The following is a 16,249-nucleotide window of genomic DNA, read 5'->3' as shown; positions in this document are numbered from 1 at the left end:
TCAGCGGGCCCGGAAGCGGGCCCGCTTGTGCGAGCCGTCGCAGAAGGGCTTGATGGACGAGGCCCCGCACCGGCACAGCGCCACGGTGGCCCGCCCGGGGTCGATGGGGCGGTCGTCGCCGTCCAGCAGCTGGTAGCCGCCCCGCACGAGCAGCGGGCCGTCGGGGCACACGGTGATCGACACCGGCTCGGCGGACCCGCCGGGCCCGGGGTCCCGGACCGGCTCCTGCCCCCGGACCGGCTCCTGCCCCCGGACCGACTCCTGGTCCTGGTCCTGGTCCCGGTCCCGGTCCGCGGCGGGGCGCTGCGCGCTCACCGCACCAGCTCCGCCGCACCGGGCCGGGAGGACCCCGCCGGGACCGGGCGCAGCGCGGACTCCCCCGCCTCCCAGCGGGCCAGCGCGTGGCGGGCGGCGAGCGCGTCCAGGTGCAGCACGCAGCGCGCGCCGAAGAAGACGTCCGCCGCGACGGCGGGGTCCTCGACCACCAGCCCCCCGGCCATGTCCCGCGCGGCGATCTGCTCGTGGGCGGCGTCGGCCTCCACGTGCTCGTCGTAGAACGCGGCCGCGGCCGGCAGGCCCAGGCGGTGGAAGCCGCGTGCCAGGAACTTGGAGGGCACCGACGACGTCATCTCGTACATCGCCAGGTGGCCGACCACCGCCCCGCGCAGCCGGCGGTGCAGGCCGAACATGCTCACGGTGTTCACGCCGGCGAGCCACTCCGCGGGCACCCGGTCCACGGCGCTGCCGTAGGCGTCGTCGAGGCCGGCCTCGCGCATCCCGGCCGCGAACAGGGTCGCGTGCATCCGGGCGGCGTTGCCGCCCCCGTACTCGTCGATCTGGATCTCGATCAGGCCGGCCTTCGCCCGCCCGGCGAGCCGCGGGATCCCCCAGGTGTGCGGGTCGCCCTCCATGAGCTGGTAGACGGACTTCAGCTGCAGGAACTCCCGTGCCTGCCCGGCGTCCGCCCGGCCGGAGAGGTGGCGCGCCAGGCTCGGGCCGTCGTCGGCGGCGGCCATGGCGAACAGTGCGTCCGCGACCGACTGCGGGGTGCCCGGCACGGTGTCGGTAGGCAGCTCCGCGCGCAGCTGGGCCTCGAGCGCGTCCGAGAGGATCTCGCGCGTGCGCAGCAGCTCCGGGTCGCTCTCCCAGCGGTCCTCGACGCCGTCGACGCCCTGGTAGTGCAGGGCGTGCAGCAGAAGGAGGCTGAGCTGGACGTCGTCGTCGGTGAGGACCCCGTCCGCGCGGGACACGGCGGCGCGGGCGGCGTCCGGCAGCGCCGCCGCCCGGGACTCCGCCGCCGGGGTGCCGGGGACCTCCCGGAGCGCCGCGAGGAGGTCCTCGCCCAGCGGGCCCCGTGGCTGTGGCTGACGCATGTGTCGACTCCTGTCCGTCCGGTGGGGTGAACCGGCCACCATCATAGTTTCCATCACCGTGCTGATCATATGGAGGGCGTCCGACACCTGCCGTGTCCCGGCTCCGGGCCCCTCTCCGTCCGCGCGGGGCACCGAGTACAGTGGTGGGGGCCCGGCTCCGGGCTGCACCCCGCCGTCGAGGAGACCCGCATGAGTTCCCCCGTGCCCGGACAGACCACCGCCGCCGCCCGCCTCGGACTGGGCTGGCGCCTGCATGGCGACGGGCGCACCGTCACCCCCGGGGAGGTCGTCACCCCCCGCGAACGGCTCACCTGGCCGCGGACCGTCACCATCGGCGCGCAGCACGTGGTGGCCATGTTCGGCGCCACCTTCCTGGTGCCGCTGATCACCGGGTTCCCGCCCTCCACGACGCTCTTCTTCTCCGGGGTGGGCACGATCCTGTTCCTGGTGATCACGGCGGGACGGGTGCCCTCCTACCTGGGGTCCTCCTTCGCGTTCATCGCCCCGATCAGCGCCTCGACGAACCAGTACGGCCCGGGCGGGGCCCTCGGCGGCGTCCTCATGGCCGGCGCGGCGCTGTTCCTGATCGGTCTCGTGGTGCAGTTCGCGGGCACGTCCTGGCTCCAGCGGCTCATGCCGCCCCTGGTCACGGGCACCATCGTGGCGCTGATCGGCTTCAACCTGGCCCCGTCCGCCAAGGACAACTTCATGCAGGCTCCGGTCACCGCGCTCGTGACGCTGGCCTCCATCATCCTGATCTCGGTGCTCTTCCGCGGCCTGCCCGGGCGCCTGTCGATCCTGCTCGGCGTGTGCATCGGCTACGTCACCGCGGTGCTGCGCGGGGAGGTGGACTTCTCCGTGCTCGGCACCGTGTGGCGGGAGCAGGGCCTCTTCGGGCTGCCCCCGTTCCAGGCCCCCGAGTTCCACCTGCCCCTCATGGGCCTGTTCATCCCGGTGATCCTCGTCCTGGTGGCCGAGAACATCGGCCACGTGAAGTCGGTGGCCCTCATGACCGGCGACGACCTCGATCCCTGGATCGGGCGGGCCATCATGTCCGACGGGCTGGCCACCGTGGTCGCCGGCTCGGGCGGCGGCTCCGGGACCACCACCTACGCCGAGAACATCGGCGTCATGGCCGCCACGCGCGTCTACTCGACGGCGGCCTACTGGGTGGCCGCCCTCGTGGCGGTCCTGCTCAGCGTCTTCCCCGTGTTCGGCGCCGCCGTGGCCACGGTCCCCGCCGGCGTCCTCGGCGGGGCCGCCACGGTGCTGTACGGGATGATCGGCATGCTGGGCGTGCGGATCTGGGTGCAGAACCGCGTGGACTTCTCCAACCCGGTCAACCTCACCACCGCCGCGGTCGCCATGATCATCGGCATCGCCGACTACACGTGGGAGGCCTTCGGCCTGCAGTTCGCGGGCATCGCCCTGGGCACCGCCGCCACGCTCGTGGTCTACCACCTCATGGCGGCGCTGGCACGCGGGCGGGGCACGGTGGGCAGCGACCCGCTCGCCCCGGACACCACGCGCATGCCCTCCCCGCTCGGCTGAGCCGCCTCCCCATACCCGTCGGTAGAAGAAATGTGCGCCGGGGCGGCCGCATTTCTTGGTGACGGCCGTCACCCGTCCCCTAGCGTGGAGTGCGGGGGCCGAGCAGCCGGCCACGTTCGACGCGCTGCGGGGAGAGACCACATGCACCACAAACTGTCCGTTCTCGTCCAGGTCGACCTGGACGGCAAGCACGTCCGGCTCGTCGTCACCGGGTGCGTCACCGAGGTCAACCACCGGGCGCTGTGCCCGCTGGTCCGCCGTGCCCGCACCCTGGTGCCGGGGATCGCCGTGATCGTGGACGCCACCGCCGCCCACCACGTCGAGCCCGCCGCCGTGGACCTGCTGCGCTGGGCCGCGGAGCACGACGACGCCGTGCGGGGCACCCCGCCCGTGGAGTTCGTGCTGCCCCACGAGCTGCCCGCCCACGACACCGTCACCCGGCTCGCCGCGTGGACGTCCGCCCGCCGAGGCCCGGGCGCCCCCGAGCCCGTGGGCACCCGGCACCCCGCACGGCGCCGCACCGCGCCCCGGGCCCGGCTCGCCGGCTGACCCGGATCCGTCCCGCCCCGGTCCCGCCCGTCGGAGGAGAAGCCCGTGAGCACGATCCGCCGCGTCCTGACGGCCCACCCCGCCGCCCCGGAGCTCCCCCGCCAGGAGCGCTCGGCCGAGTCCGAGTGCCTCGAGGCGTGCGTCGAGACCGCCCAGGTGTGCCTGATCGCCGCCGACGCCTGCGTGGAGGAGGACGCCGTCGCGGAGCTGCGCGAGTGCCTGCGCGCCGAGCAGGACTGCGCGTCGATCTGCACGGCCACCGCGCAGGTGCTGGCCCGCCGCGGCTTCCCGGAGCCCGGGGACGGCCGGGCCGTGCTGGTGCCGCTGCTGGAGTCCTGCCGGGCCGCCGCCCGGGACTGCCGGGAGGTCTGTCTGCGCCGGGCCGAGGTCTACGAGCACTGCGCGCTCGCGGCCGAGGCCTGCGCACGGTGCGTGCAGGCCTGCACGGAGCTGCTGGCGCGGAGGAGCTGACGTGGACACGCCCCAGGTGTTCCGGTTCGAGGAGCTCGGGATGGCGGACGTCGCCCGGGTGGGCGGCAAGAACGCCTCCCTCGGGGAGATGGTGCGGGAGCTGACGGCCCGGGGGGTCCGCGTGCCGGGAGGCTTCGCGACCTCCGCGGACGCCTACCGGGCCTACGTGGCGGCCAACGCGATCGGCCCGGCCCTGCGGGAGCGGCTCGAGGAGCACCGGGCGGGTCGTGCGACGCTGCGCGAGACCGGCGCCGCGATCCGCGCGCTGTTCCTGCGCGGCGAGTTCCCCGAGGACACGGCCCGGCAGATCCGCCGGGCCTACCGGGAGCTCTCCGCGCGCACCGGCCGCGCGGACCTGTCCGTGGCGGTGCGCAGCAGCGCCACGGCGGAGGACCTGCCGGACGCGAGCTTCGCCGGCCAGCAGGAGACGTACCTGCACGTGGTCGGCGAGGAGCAGCTGCTGGCGGCCTGCCGGCGGTGCTACGCGTCCCTCTTCACGGACCGCGCCATCAGCTACCGGGAGCTCAAGGGCTTCGACCACCTCACGATCGCCCTGTCCGTCGGGGTCCAGGAGATGGTGCGGGCGGACCTGGGCGCATCCGGGGTGATGTTCTCCATCGACACCGAGACCGGCTTCCCGCACGTGGCGGTGATCAGCGCCGCGTGGGGCCTCGGGGAGACCGTGGTGCAGGGGACCGTGGACCCGGACAAGTACCTGGTCTTCAAACCCCTCCTCGACGTGGCCGAGGCCCCGGTCGTGGAGCGGACCCGCGGCGCCAAGCTGCACAAGCTCGTCCACGACCCCCACGCCCCCGCCGGCACCCGGCTCGAGGAGACCTCCCCGGCCGAACGGGCGGCGTGGGTGCTCGACGACGCCGACGTCCTGCGGCTGGGCCGCTGGGCCGCGCTCGTCGAGGAGCACTACGGCCGTCCGATGGACATGGAGTGGGCGAAGGACGGTCCCACGGGCGAGCTGTTCCTGCTGCAGGCCCGCCCGGAGACCGTCCAGGTCGGGCGCAGCGCGACCCGCTTCACGATCCACCACCTGCGGCGGAAGGGACGGGTGCTCGCCGTGGGCTCGGCCGTCGGCGACGCCGTGGCCGGCGGCCCGGCCTGCGTGGTCCGGACCGCCGCGGACATCGAGTCCTTCCGCGACGGCGCGGTCCTCGTCACCGAGATGACGGACCCGGACTGGGTGCCGGTGATGAAGCGCGCCGCCGGGATCGTCACCGACCACGGCGGACCCACCAGCCACGCCGCGATCGTGAGCCGGGAGCTGGGCCTGCCGGCCGTCGTCGGCACCGGCGACGCCTCCCGCCGGGTCACGGACGGCCAGGAGCTGACCGTCTCCTGCGCGGAGGGCGACCGGGGCACGGTCTACGAGGGCCTGCTCCCGTTCACCGTGGAGGAGGTCGACCTCGGGGCGCTGCCCGGGACGCGCACCGCCGTGATGGTCAACGTGGCCAGCCCCGCCGCGGCCTTCCGCTGGTGGCGGCTGCCGGCCGACGGCGTGGGCCTGGCCCGGATGGAGTTCGTGGTGAACAACATCGTGCGGGTCCACCCCATGGCCTTGGTCCACCCGGAGCGGGTCGCGGACGCGGAGGACCGGCGCCGGATCGCCGAGCTCACCGCGGGCTTCCCCGACGGCCCGGAGTACTTCGTGCAGACGCTGGCGCTGGGCCTGGCCAAGCTCGCCGCCCCCTACCACCCGCGCCCCGTGGTCGTGCGGCTGAGCGACTTCAAGACCAACGAGTACGCCCACCTGGTCGGCGGGGCCGCGTTCGAGGAGGCCGAGGAGAACCCGATGCTCGGCTTCCGCGGGGCGTCCCGCTACTACGACCCCCGGTACCGCGAGGGCTTCGCCCTCGAGTGCCGGGCCCTGCGCAGGGTGCGCGAGCGGATCGGCTTCGACAACGTGGTGGTCATGGTCCCGTTCTGCCGCACCGTGGCGGAGGCGGACCGGGTTCTGGCCACGATGGCCGAGCACGGGCTCGAGCGCGGGCGGCACGGGCTGAAGGTCTACATGATGTGCGAGATCCCCTCCAACGTGGTCCTGGCCGAGCAGTTCGCCACGCGGTTCGACGGCTTCTCCATCGGCTCCAACGACCTCACGCAGCTCGTCCTGGGGGTGGACCGGGACGCCGAGGCCCTCCGCGCGCTGTTCGACGAGCGCGACGAGGCGGTGACCCGGATGATCAGCGAGGCGATCCGCAAGGCCCACGCCGCGGGCATCCCGATCGGCATCTGCGGTCAGGGGCCCAGCAACCACCCGGACTTCGCGGAGTTCCTCGTGCGGGAGGGCATCGACTCGATCTCCCTGAACCCGGACAGCTTCCTCCGGACCGTCCGGCGCATCGCCGAGACGGAGCAGCGGATCGGCCACGACCCCGCGGGGAGGCGCCGGGCGACCATGGAGTCATGACGCTCTCCGTCGGCTCCCGCCCGGACACCGGCGTCCACCCGGGCCGCGCCGGCCGGCTGCTGGCGTTCCCCCGGCGCTATCCGCTGGTGGCCGTGACCCTGGCCGTGCTCGCCGTGGTCCTGGGGCTGCTGGCCGCCGGGCAGTCGGTGCCGGCCCAGTGGCTCGGCTCGGGCTGGGCGCTGGCCGTGGCCGTCCGGGTGGCGTGGGGCATGGTCGGGGACGTGCTCGCCGGGCACTGGGGCGTGGACCTGCTGGCCGTCACCGCGATCGGCTCCACCGTGGCGGTCGGGGAGTACCTGGCGTCCCTCGTGGTCGTCCTCATGCTCACCGGCGGGCAGGCCCTGGAGGACTACGCCGCGAACCGGGCCCGCAAGGAGCTCAACGCGCTGCTCGAGCGCGCCCCGGTCCTGGCCCACCGGCTGCACCCGGACGGGTCGGTCCAGGACGTCCCGGTCGAGGAGGTCCGTCCCGGGGACGAGCTGATGGTCCGCCCCGCCGAGGTGGTGCCCGTGGACGGGGAGCTGGTCGGCGCGGACGCCGACTTCGACGAGTCCTCCATCACCGGGGAGAGCCTGCCGGTGACCCGCCGCGCCGGGGAGCCGGTGCTCTCCGGCGCCCTCAACGAGCAGCGGGCCGTGGTGCTGCGCGCCACCGCGACCGTGGCGGACAGCCAGTACTCCCAGATCGTGGCGATGGTGCGCGAGGCCGCGGCGTCCCGCGCGCCGGTGGTGCGCCTGGCCGACCGCTACGCCGTGCCCTTCACCGCGTTCGCCTTCCTGGTGGCCGGTCTGGCGTGGTGGCACCACGGGGACCCGGTGGTCTTCGCCGAGGTCCTCGTGGTGGCCACCCCCTGCCCGCTGCTGATCGCGGCGCCCGTGGCGTTCCTGGGCGGCATGAGCCGCGCCGCCCGCAACGGCGTCATCATCAAGAACGCCGGCACCCTGGAACGGCTCGCGACGGTGCGCACCGCCGCCTTCGACAAGACCGGCACCATCACCTACGGCCGCCCCGAGCTACTGGCCGTGCACGCCCGCCCCCCGTTCCGCCCGGACGAGCTGCTGCTCCTGGCCGCCTCGGCCGAGCAGTACTCCTCCCACGTGCTCGCGGCCTCGGTCCGGGAGGCCGCGCAGGCCCGGGGACTGGCCCCGGTCCCGGCCGAGGACGCCCACGAGGAGGCCACCCACGGGGTCACCGCCACCGTGGGCGGGCGCCGGGTGGTGGTCGGCAAGCGCGCCCACGTGGCCCGCTGCGCCCCGGACGTGGTGGAGCAGGCGCTGGGCCCCGGTGAGCTGGCCGTCTACGTGGCCGTGGAGGGCCGCTTCGCCGGCACCCTGGTGATGAGCGACCGGGTGCGCGCGGACGCCGCCGCCACGATGGCCGACCTCGCCCGGCTCGGGGTGCGGGAGATCCTCGTGCTCAGCGGCGACGCCCGCGCCACCGTGGAGCACGTCGCCACGGCGCTGGGCATCTCCCGGGTGCTGCCCGAGTGCCTGCCCGAGGACAAGGTCCGCGCCGTCCGGGACGCCCCGGACCGGCCGGTGCTCATGGTCGGCGACGGCGTCAACGACGCCCCCGTGCTCGCCGCCGCCGACGTCGGCGTCGCGATGGGCGCCCGGGGCGCCACGGCCGCCAGCGAGTCCGCCGACGTGGTCGTCCTCACCGAGGACCTCGCCCGGACGGCCGGCGCCGTGCGGATCGGCCGGCGCACCGTGCAGGTGGCGCTGCAGAGCATCTGGCTGGGCATCGCCCTGTCCGTGGTGCTCATGCTCGTGGCCGCCACGGGGGCGATCCCGGCGATCGTCGGGGCCCTCAGCCAGGAGGTCGTGGACCTCCTGGCCATCCTCAACGCCCTGCGCGCCCTGGGCGGACCGCGCCGTGAGCGCGGGCTCCCCACCCGGTGACGGCCGTCCCCCGGTGCGGGCCGGGCCTGGTCGTGCCGGGCACGGCGGGACGATCATCGGGGCATCCCCGCGGGGCCCGGCGAGCTCACCGAGGAGCAGCGGGCGCAGGAGCGGGAGTTCAACCAGCGGATGGAGCAGTGGCAGGAGGAGCAGCAGGCGTACCACCGCGACGTCGGCGTCGTGGCCCTGGGCGCGGCCGTCCTGCTGCTCGTGCTCAGTCTCGCGCTCGAGAAGCGCAACCGGGTGCTGACCAACGGGGTGATGCTGGGCGGGCTCTTCACGCTGTTCTACGCCATCGGCCGCAGCTTCGCCTCCAGCGAGACGACCACGACGTTCGTCGCCGTGGGCGTGGGCCTGGCCGTGGTGCTGGTCCTGGGCCACCGCCGGTTCTTCCAGGAGCGCCCCGCGCCGTCCGCCGCGGACCCGGCGCGGCGCGAGAGCAGCGGCGTCTGATCCGCGCCCGGGGCCGCGGGTCTCAGAAGCCGGAGGGCTCGGTCTCCAGCTCGGGCTCCTCCGGCGGCGGCTCGTGGCCCAGCGGGCGCAGCGCGGAGGTCTCCTCGAACCAGAGCAGGGCGTCGTAGCGCTCCCCCATGCGGGTGGGGACGTAGTTGCCGGCCTCGCGCCACGGGTGGTACACCACCCCGACGGCCCGGTGGCCGAGCCGCCCCGACAGCCAGGCCCCGGAGCGGTCCCGGCCGAACACGAGGGCCGCCGGCTCGCCGAGGGCCCGGTGCAGGAGGTCCTCGGAGGAGCCGGACCGGGCCTCGGGCACGGCCACGACCTCCTCGGCCGCTCCCCAGGACTCCGCCGCGATCACGGTCCCGCGCCAGCCCGCCATGCCGACGAGCACCACCTCGGGGGCGCTGTGCCGCTCGCGCAGCAGCTGTCCCACGTTGACCAGTCCGGCGTCGAACATGTCGGTGGCCCGGGCGTCCCCCACGTGCGAGTTGTGCTCCCAGACGAGCCCCTTGGCGCGGGGGCCGTGGTGCCGGGAGAGCAGCTCCGCCGTGTCCGCCATGTGCTCGTCGCGCACGTTCCAGGACTGCCGGTCGCCGCGGACCATGGTGCGGTAGTAGCGCTCGGCGTCGGTGGCGACCATGGCGTTGAGCGCGACGTCGAACGCGGCGGGGTCCTCCTCCAGCCGGCCGAGCGTGCGCCGGCGGACCTCCGCCAGGAGGGCGACGACGTCGGCCTCGCAGCTCTCGGGCACGATCCGGGTGCTCCACGCGTACTCGTGCGGGTCCTCGTGGTACGGGACGAAGCACTGCCACGCCTGCAGCGCGGCCGGCAGGGCCTCGGGCGCGTTGGCCTCGAGCCAGGCGATGATCTCCCGCAGCGAGTCCCACAGCGAGTAGACGTCCAGCCCGTAGAAGCCCACCTGCTCCGCCTGCGGCCGGCGCGCGTTCTCCTCCCGGAGCCAGTCGAGGAACTCGGCGACCTCCTGGTTCGCCCACATCCAGCGGGGCCAGCGGCCGAACCCGGCCAGGACCCCGCGGGCGTCCCGGTCCTGCTCGGCCTGTCCGCGCACCCACCGGTTCAGCCGCCAGCAGTCGGGCCAGTCGCCCTCCACCCCGATCCAGGTGAAGCCGTGCTCCTCGATGAGCCGGCGGCTGAGCAGCGCCCGCCACCGGTAGTACTCGTGGGTGCCGTGCGAGGCCTCCCCCACGGCCACGAACCGGGCCCCGGCGCAGCGCTCGACGAGCAGGTCGAGGTCCGGGGCGCCCGTCAGCGGAGCGGCCAGGGAGCGGATCTCGGCGAGCACCCCGGCGGCCCGGGACCGCTCGTGCGCGGTGGGGGTCACCGGAGGTCTCCGCCGCTGTGCTCCCGGACCGGAGCCAGGTGCCGGAGGAACCAGTCCCGGGCCAGCCCGGCGGCCTCGTCGAGCGTGCCGGGCTCCTCGAACAGGTGCCCGGCGCCCTCCACGACGGCCAGCCGGGTGGGGCACTGCATCGACTCCTGCGCCCAGCGGTTGAGACCGAGCACCTCCACGTCCCGGCTGCCGACGATCAGCAGGGTGGGCGCCTGCACGAGACGCAGCCGCTCCCCCGCGAGATCGGGCCTGCCGCCGCGGGAGACCACGGCCGCCACCGGCGCCCCGGGCTCGGCCGCCGCCCACAGGGCCGCGCCGGCCCCGGTGCTCGCCCCGAACCAGCCGACCGGTGACGCGGCGGAGCCCGGCTGCTCCCGCAGCCAGGCGGTTGCCAGCAGCAGCCGGCGGGCGAGCAGCTCGATGTCCAAGACGTTGGCGCGCTCGGCCTCCTCCTCGTCCGAGAGCAGGTCGAGCAGCAGGGTCCCCAGCCCGGCCCGCTGCAGCACGGAGGCCACGTACTGGTTCCGCGGGCTGTGCCGGCCGCTGCCGCTGCCGTGGGCGAAGACCACCACCCCGGCGCCGGGGGCCGGCAGGTGCAGATGGGCCTCGAGCCGCATCGCCCCGGCCGGGATGCGCACGTCGGCGTCCACGGGACCCGCGGGCGCGGCGGCGCTGCGTGCGGGGGGCAGCTGCGCCTCGTGCCGGCGGCGGGCGGCGTCCAGCAGGGCGACCACCTCGTCGTCCTCCGTCGCGGAGAAGTCGCGGTAGTGGTGGCCCACGGCCGCGAAGTAGGGCGGGGTGGCCAGGCAGATCACCTCGTCGGCCTCGGTCACCCGGCCGAGGGCCTCCTCCGGGGCCACCGGCACCGCGAGCACCACCCGCCCGGCGCCCAGCTGACGGGCGATCCGGCAGGCCACCCGCGCGGTGGAGCCGGTGGCGATGCCGTCGTCGACGACGAGGGCGGTCCGGCCCGTGAGGTCGATCCGCTCCCGGCCCTCCCGGAAGCGGGCGGTCCGGGCCTCGAGCACGGCGCGTTCGCGCTCCTCGATCCGCTCCAGCTGCGCGTCCGTCACCCCGAAGTACTGCAGGGTGCGCTCGTCGAGCACCCGGGCGCCCTCCTCGCCGATGGCGCCCATCGCCAGCTCCGGCTGGGAGGGGACCCCCAGTTTGCGGACCACGATGACGTCGAGCGGGGCGTCGAGCATCTGGGCCACCTCGGAGGCCACGGGCACTCCGCCGCGGGGCAGGCCCAGCACCACCACGTCCCGGCCGCGCAGGGGCATCAGCCGCCTGCCGAGCCGGCGTCCGGCGTCGGCCCTGTTCTCGAAGACCACCATGTCTCCCACCACCCCTCCGGCGGGTGCGTCCCGCCGTCCCGGCGCCGCCCCGTCCCGGGCCACCGGCACCGCGGACCGGACGCCGGAGCGGACGCTCCCAGCGTAGGCAGGGGCGGAACGCGGCGGAAGACCCGCCCGCCAGGTGACGGACGTGGACATCGCAGCGGGTCAGGCCGATAATGCGAGCACCCGGGGCCGACGACGGACCGGCCGGCCCGCACGACCCCGCACGCACGAGCCCGCACGGCGGGAGGACGGAGCACGCCGCATGGGCGACCGCACGCAGACCCGGACCATGGGAACGGTCTACGCGCTCTTCCTGGGAGCGCTGATCGCCCTCTTCGTGGGTCTCGGCGTCAGCACGGTGCACCCCGGGCCGCGGGAGCCGGAGGCGTCCCCGGAGCTCGTCGCCGCGCAGGAGGTGCGGGAGCTGTCCGCGGAGGAGCAGCAGCAGTGGGCCGAGCACCTGCGGGACCGGGAGGCCTGGGAGGAGCAGTCCATGCGGCACAGCCGGGACGTGGGCCTGGCCACCCTGGTCGTCGCCGTGGTGCTGCTCGTGCTCGGGCTGCTGGTCGAGCGGCGCGGGCCGGTGCCGGCCAACGGCATCCTGCTCGGCGGGCTGTTCACCCTGCTCCACAGCGTGGTGCGCAGCCTGATCTCCCAGGACACCCTCGTCACCTTCGCGGTGGTCACGGCGTCCCTCGTGGTGGTCCTGTTCCTCGGCTACCGCCGCTTCGTGGACCGGCCCACCGGCTCCGGGGAGACGGCCGGCCCGGCGCGCGTGGTGGTCAGCCGCAACGGCAAGGACGCCTCCCACCGCTGAGCGCGCCGGGCGGCCCCGGTCACAGCGGCAGCGGGAGCTTCTCGTCGAGCACGGCCCGGACGGCGTCGGCGTCGACGTCCGCGACGGAGGCGTGCTCCCACACCGGGGCGTTGTCCTTGTCCACGAGGACCGCGCGCACGCCCTCCGCGAAGTCGGGCCGGGCGATCGTGTCCGCGGCCAGGCGCAGCTCCCGCTCCAGGCACGAGCGCACGCTGTCGTCGGCCGCGCCGCGCTCGAGCAGCTCGAAGGTGCGCACCAGCGAGGACGGGCTCATGCCCGTGAGGTCCTCGGGGGCGGCGGCGACGATCTCCTGCAGGGTCGGGGCCCCGTAGCGGTCCTCGATCTGCTCCCACCGGGCCACGACGGGCGAGGGCTCCGGCTCGCGCGCGAAGCGGGCGAGGGCCTCGGCGGGCCCCTCCTCCACCACGGCCGCCGCGAGGTCGGGGAAGTCCTCGTCGGCCACGAGGACGTCGGCCAGCCCCAGGGCCACGGCGTCCGCGCCGCTGATCCGCTGCCCGCCGAGGGCCAGCCACCGACCCACGGCCAGGCTCGGCTCTCCCCGGCGGTCCGGGCGGGAGACGCGCGGCAGGAACCAGGAGGCCCCGATGTCGGTGAAGAAGCCGATCTTCGTCTCCGGCATCGCCATGAGGGTCGATCCGCCGACCACGCGGTGGGACCCGTGCACGGAGATGCCCATGCCGCCGCCCATGCAGATGCCGTTCATGAGCGCCACGTAAGGCTTGGGGTAGTCCGCGATCAGGCAGTCGAGGGCGTACTCGACGGCGAAGACCTGCGTCGCCGCCTCCACCTGCCCGTCACGGACGGCGTCGCGCACCTGCCGGATGTCACCGCCGGCGCACCAGGCCTTGGCGGAGGCCGAGGTGACCAGGACGTGGCGCACCGCGTCGTCGTCCTTCCACGCGTCCAGGGCGGCCTTCAGGTCGCGGTACATCTGCGCGGTGAGCGCGTTGAGCTGGCGGGGGCGGTTGAGCACGAGGTGCCCGGTCCCGTTGCGGACCTCGGCGAGGACGTGCTGGTCGGTGTCCGCGGGCGGGGCGGCGGTGTGGGTCATGGCCCCCACCCTGCCACGCGGGACCCGGGCGTGTCATGGCTCACACGCCCGACGGCGGCCACTGCCCCCGCTCGGCCAGCAGCCCGGCGAGGAGGTCGGCGCGGTCGGTGACGATCCCGTCCACGCCCAGCTCCAGCAGCTCGGCCATCTCCGCGGTGTCGTTGATCGTCCACACGTGCACGTCGATGCCGTGCCGGTGGGCGAAGTCCAGGAAGCGCGGGGTGACGAGCTCGAGCTCGGCCCCGCCGCGGAGCCGGTGGCGCCGCGGGATCTGGACGGTGTCGAAGGGCTCGATCCACCGGGCCGCGGCCCGCCGGGCCAGACGCCAGCTCGGCCCGCCCAGCCAGGAGCACACGAGCAGCAGGCGCATCCCGCCCTGGCCGGACGAGGTGGGCACGGGCCGCCCGGAGAGCTCGTGGAGCCGGCGCAGCGTGCGCCGGCGCCGGCTCTCGGAGAAGGACGTCACCCGCACCCGGTCCACGGCCCCCAGCGCGTGGAGCAGCGGGGGCAGGGCGGTCACCGACGCCTCGTCCTTGACGTCGATGTTGAGCTTGAGCTCCGGGAGCTCGGTCAGCAGGTCGGCGAGCCGCGGGATGCCCCCGGCCCCGGCCACCCGCCGGGACCGGATCTGCTCCCACGTCAGGCGGGAGACCTCGCCGGCGTCGCCGGTCACGCGGTCGAGCGTGCCGTCGTGGAAGGACAGGACCACGCCGTCGGCGGTCGTGTTGACGTCGGTCTCGATCCACTCGTAGCCGAGGTCGCGGGCCGCGCGGAAGGCGTCGATGGTGTTCTCGGCGCCCTCGCGCGAGAAGCCGCGGTGGGCGAGGGCGGCGGGGGTGTCGCGCCGGCGCGCTGGAGGGGTCACACCCCCATTGTTACCCCGTGGTAGCGGAATGTCCCGCCCGTGACGCGCCGGGTCGGCGTCCGTGCAGCAGGGCCTCGATCACCTGGGCCACCCCGTCCTCCGCGAAGGGCGGGGCCGTGCGACCCACGGCCCGGGCGACGGCGGGGTGCCCGCTCGCCATCGCGTAGCCGTGGCCGGCCCAGGTGAGCATCTCGAGGTCGTTGGGCATGTCCCCGAAGGCCATGACCTCCTGCGGCAGGATCCCGCGCTCGGCCGCGTACTGCTCCAGGGTGCGGGCCTTCGTCAGCCCCCGCTGGCCCATCTCCACGAGCGGGGCGGCGGCGACCGAGTGCGTGACGGACAGCCGTCCGGCCACCAGGTCGGTGAGCGCCCGGTAGTACTCCTGCGGGTCGGCGGAGTCGAGCTTGGCGAGGAGCTTCACGAGACCCGTGCCGGCGGGCAGTCGCTCCCGCAGCGGGCCGACCCGCGGGGCGCCGATCTCCATGCGGTCGGTGCGGGCCCAGCCGTGGTCGGTGTAGACGCCGTCCAGGGTCTCGGCGGCGAACAGGGTGCCGGGGTGGCGCGCGGCCACCTCCTCGATGATCGCGAAGGCCTCGGAGACCGGGAACAGGCTGGACTCCACCACGACGTCGGCGGCGAGGTCGTAGACCACCGCGCCGTTGGAGCAGATCACCACGCCCTGGTGCGCCAGCTGGTCGCGCAGCGGGTCGAGCCAGCGCATGGGCCGGCCCGTCACGAACACCACGTGCAGGCCCTCGTCCTGGGCGGCCCGGATCGCCTCGACGGTGCGAGGGCGGAACCGGAAGTCGTCCCCCAGGACGGTGCCGTCCAGGTCGCTGGCGATCAGCTTGACGGGTGCCGCGCCGCCGGGCACCTCCAGGGGCAGGGTCACGGGAGCGGGCTCACGGCTCCTCGCGGCGCCGGCCCGGCCGCACGCGGGCCGGCGGACGGTGCGCGGTCGGGCACGGGGTCCTCCTGTCGGTCGGGCACGGACGGGTCGGTTCGGCTCTGCTCAGGAGGAGGGCAGCTCGTCCGCGCGGGGCAGGTCGGCACCGGCGCGCGAGACCGTGACGCCCGCCGCCGAGGCGGCGTAGCGCAGCAGCGCGCCCACCTGCTCCGCGTCGAGGTCGTCGAGCCGCTCGCGGGCCGGTGCCCCGGTGAAGCCGTGGTCGGTGAGCCAGGCCAGCAGCGCGGCCATGAACGAGTCGCCGGCGCCCACGGTGTCCACCACCTCGGCACGGGCGGCGGGCACCTGTACCCCGCGCGGGCCGGTGGCGCGGGTGAGGGCCCAGGGCCCCAGCGGGCCGCGGGTGACGACGACGAGCTCCGCGCCGGCCCGGAGCCAGGCCGCGGCGCTCTCCTCGACGCTGCGGTGGGGGTAGAGCCACAGGAGGTCCTCGTCCGAGGCCTTCACGACGTCGGCGAGGGCCACCAGCTGCTCCGCGCGCGCCCGGGCCCGGGAGGAGTCGGGGATGATGGACGGCCGGCAGTTCGGGTCGTAGGACACGAGCGCGGTGTGCTGGGCCAGCTCCACCGCGTGGCGCACCTTCGAGGCGCCGGGCTCGAGCATCGCGCCGATCGACCCGACGTGCAGGAGGGTGGTGTCCCGGAGCAGCTCGCCCAGTTGCTCGTCGCCGAGGTCCAGGGACCAGTCCAGCTGGAAGTCGTAGGTCGCGGCGCCGTCGTCCCCGATGACGGCCTCGGCCACGGAGGTCGGCCGCGCGTCGGCCTCGAACGGCAGGAGCACGCCGTTGTCCCGCAGGTGCGCCTCGACCTGGGCGCCGTACTCGTCCTCGCCGTAGCGGCCCAGGAACTGCACCCGGTGCCCGAGGCGCGCCAGGCCCACGGCCACGTTCATGGGGCTCCCCCCGGCGTGCGCGCGGGGCTCCTGTCCGCGCTTGGAGACCACGTCCACGAGCGCCTCACCGATCACCGTCAGCATGGTCCTCACGGTAGCACCCGCCGCTCCCGCCGCACGGGCGTCCCGGGGGCGTAACGCGGCCCCGTCCCGGCGTCGCGGTGCCCTTAGAATGGAGGGTGGCACCCTGCGCGACCCGCAGCGGCGCGCGCACCCG

General features: G+C 75.2%; 15 protein-coding genes. 7 read left to right on the top strand and 8 right to left on the bottom strand.

Translation table 11 applies throughout. The features are described 5' to 3' along the window. Together GMA12_RS19575 and GMA12_RS12535 are read right to left on the bottom strand one after the other, a co-directional pair. Positions 1-315, bottom strand: a complete 315-nt coding sequence (locus GMA12_RS19575) for a CDGSH iron-sulfur domain-containing protein (protein WP_370831493.1) — start codon at positions 313-315, stop codon at positions 1-3. After that, positions 312-1,373 carry an iron-containing redox enzyme family protein gene (locus tag GMA12_RS12535; RefSeq protein ID WP_156269846.1) on the bottom strand — a complete coding sequence of 354 codons (1,062 nt, stop codon included), beginning with the start codon at positions 1,371-1,373 and terminating at the stop codon, positions 312-314. Before GMA12_RS12535 ends, GMA12_RS19575 begins: the two co-directional genes overlap by 4 nt. A gap of 189 nt (positions 1,374-1,562) precedes the next feature. Between GMA12_RS12535 and GMA12_RS12530 the strand changes: the two genes are divergently transcribed. The 6 genes from GMA12_RS12530 to GMA12_RS12505 all read left to right on the top strand — a co-directional run bounded on the left by GMA12_RS12530 (position 1,563) and on the right by GMA12_RS12505 (position 8,720). Further along, positions 1,563-2,924 carry a uracil-xanthine permease family protein gene (locus tag GMA12_RS12530; protein WP_156269845.1) on the top strand — a complete coding sequence of 454 codons (1,362 nt, stop codon included), beginning with the start codon at positions 1,563-1,565 and terminating at the stop codon, positions 2,922-2,924. A gap of 141 nt (positions 2,925-3,065) precedes the next feature. Next, entirely contained in the window at positions 3,066-3,473 is a 408-nt protein-coding gene (locus GMA12_RS12525; RefSeq protein ID WP_156269844.1) for a hypothetical protein, read from the top strand. 45 nt (positions 3,474-3,518) lie between these two features. Continuing rightward, positions 3,519-3,944, top strand: a complete 426-nt coding sequence (locus GMA12_RS12520) for a four-helix bundle copper-binding protein (protein ID WP_162459796.1) — start codon at positions 3,519-3,521, stop codon at positions 3,942-3,944. A gap of 1 nt (position 3,945) precedes the next feature. Next, positions 3,946-6,366 carry a phosphoenolpyruvate synthase gene (gene ppsA / locus GMA12_RS12515; protein WP_162459795.1) on the top strand — a complete coding sequence of 807 codons (2,421 nt, stop codon included), beginning with the start codon at positions 3,946-3,948 and terminating at the stop codon, positions 6,364-6,366. Then, the gene (locus GMA12_RS12510; RefSeq protein WP_156269843.1) at positions 6,363-8,267 is read left to right on the top strand and encodes a heavy metal translocating P-type ATPase; all 1,905 of its coding nucleotides are present in this window, start codon (positions 6,363-6,365) and stop codon (positions 8,265-8,267) included. Before ppsA ends, GMA12_RS12510 begins: the two co-directional genes overlap by 4 nt. A 129-nt stretch (positions 8,268-8,396) precedes the next feature. Then, the gene (locus GMA12_RS12505; RefSeq protein WP_156269842.1) at positions 8,397-8,720 is read left to right on the top strand and encodes a hypothetical protein; all 324 of its coding nucleotides are present in this window, start codon (positions 8,397-8,399) and stop codon (positions 8,718-8,720) included. Positions 8,721-8,742: 22 nt separating this feature from the next. Here GMA12_RS12505 and GMA12_RS12500 read toward each other — a convergent pair whose 3' ends face one another. Next, a complete protein-coding gene (locus tag GMA12_RS12500; RefSeq protein ID WP_162459794.1) occupies positions 8,743-10,068 on the bottom strand; it encodes an erythromycin esterase family protein in 1,326 nt (441 codons plus the stop codon). Beyond that, the gene (locus GMA12_RS12495; protein WP_156269841.1) at positions 10,065-11,414 is read right to left on the bottom strand and encodes a phosphoribosyltransferase; all 1,350 of its coding nucleotides are present in this window, start codon (positions 11,412-11,414) and stop codon (positions 10,065-10,067) included. Before GMA12_RS12495 ends, GMA12_RS12500 begins: the two co-directional genes overlap by 4 nt. Before the next feature lie 268 nt (positions 11,415-11,682). On the opposite strand from GMA12_RS12495, the gene GMA12_RS12490 reads away from it, so the two are divergent. Next, positions 11,683-12,237, top strand: a complete 555-nt coding sequence (locus GMA12_RS12490) for a hypothetical protein (protein WP_156269840.1) — start codon at positions 11,683-11,685, stop codon at positions 12,235-12,237. A 19-nt stretch (positions 12,238-12,256) separates the two neighbouring features. On the opposite strand, the gene GMA12_RS12485 is transcribed toward GMA12_RS12490, so the two are convergent. From GMA12_RS12485 to GMA12_RS12470, 4 genes are all read right to left on the bottom strand, one after another. Beyond that, complete coding sequence (locus tag GMA12_RS12485; protein ID WP_156269839.1) at positions 12,257-13,309, bottom strand: enoyl-CoA hydratase/isomerase family protein; 1,053 nt, start codon at positions 13,307-13,309, stop codon at positions 12,257-12,259. Between the two features lie 40 nt (positions 13,310-13,349). Then, positions 13,350-14,174, bottom strand: a complete 825-nt coding sequence (locus GMA12_RS19570; protein ID WP_162459793.1) for a glycerophosphodiester phosphodiesterase family protein — start codon at positions 14,172-14,174, stop codon at positions 13,350-13,352. A 10-nt stretch (positions 14,175-14,184) separates the two neighbouring features. Further along, entirely contained in the window at positions 14,185-15,066 is an 882-nt protein-coding gene (locus GMA12_RS12475; protein ID WP_370831478.1) for an HAD family hydrolase, read from the bottom strand. Between the two features lie 120 nt (positions 15,067-15,186). Further along, positions 15,187-16,116: a carbohydrate kinase family protein gene (locus tag GMA12_RS12470; protein ID WP_156269838.1), complete on the bottom strand. Its 930-nt coding sequence runs from the start codon at positions 16,114-16,116 to the stop codon at positions 15,187-15,189. Between the last annotated feature and the right edge of the window lie 133 nt (positions 16,117-16,249).

Source organism: Kocuria sediminis (assembly GCF_009735315.1).
Classification (GTDB): Bacteria; Actinomycetota; Actinomycetes; order Actinomycetales; family Micrococcaceae; genus Kocuria; species Kocuria turfanensis.
This window is presented reverse-complemented; position numbering and strand designations above follow the sequence as displayed.

Bases quoted from the DNA above. Each gene is read 5' to 3' on its own strand.
- GMA12_RS12495 (WP_156269841.1), bottom strand. From the start codon at position 11,414: ATGGTGGTCTTCGAGAACAGGGCCGACGCCGGACGCCGGCTCGGCAGG.
- GMA12_RS12505 (WP_156269842.1), top strand. From the start codon at position 8,397: ATGGAGCAGTGGCAGGAGGAGCAGCAGGCGTACCACCGCGACGTCGGC.
- GMA12_RS12490 (WP_156269840.1), top strand. From the start codon at position 11,683: ATGGGCGACCGCACGCAGACCCGGACCATGGGAACGGTCTACGCGCTC.
- GMA12_RS12535 (WP_156269846.1), bottom strand. From the start codon at position 1,373: ATGCGTCAGCCACAGCCACGGGGCCCGCTGGGCGAGGACCTCCTCGCG.
- GMA12_RS12510 (WP_156269843.1), top strand. From the start codon at position 6,363: ATGACGCTCTCCGTCGGCTCCCGCCCGGACACCGGCGTCCACCCGGGC.
- GMA12_RS12470 (WP_156269838.1), bottom strand. From the start codon at position 16,116: ATGCTGACGGTGATCGGTGAGGCGCTCGTGGACGTGGTCTCCAAGCGC.
- GMA12_RS12525 (WP_156269844.1), top strand. From the start codon at position 3,066: ATGCACCACAAACTGTCCGTTCTCGTCCAGGTCGACCTGGACGGCAAG.
- GMA12_RS12485 (WP_156269839.1), bottom strand. From the start codon at position 13,309: ATGACCCACACCGCCGCCCCGCCCGCGGACACCGACCAGCACGTCCTC.
- GMA12_RS12530 (WP_156269845.1), top strand. From the start codon at position 1,563: ATGAGTTCCCCCGTGCCCGGACAGACCACCGCCGCCGCCCGCCTCGGA.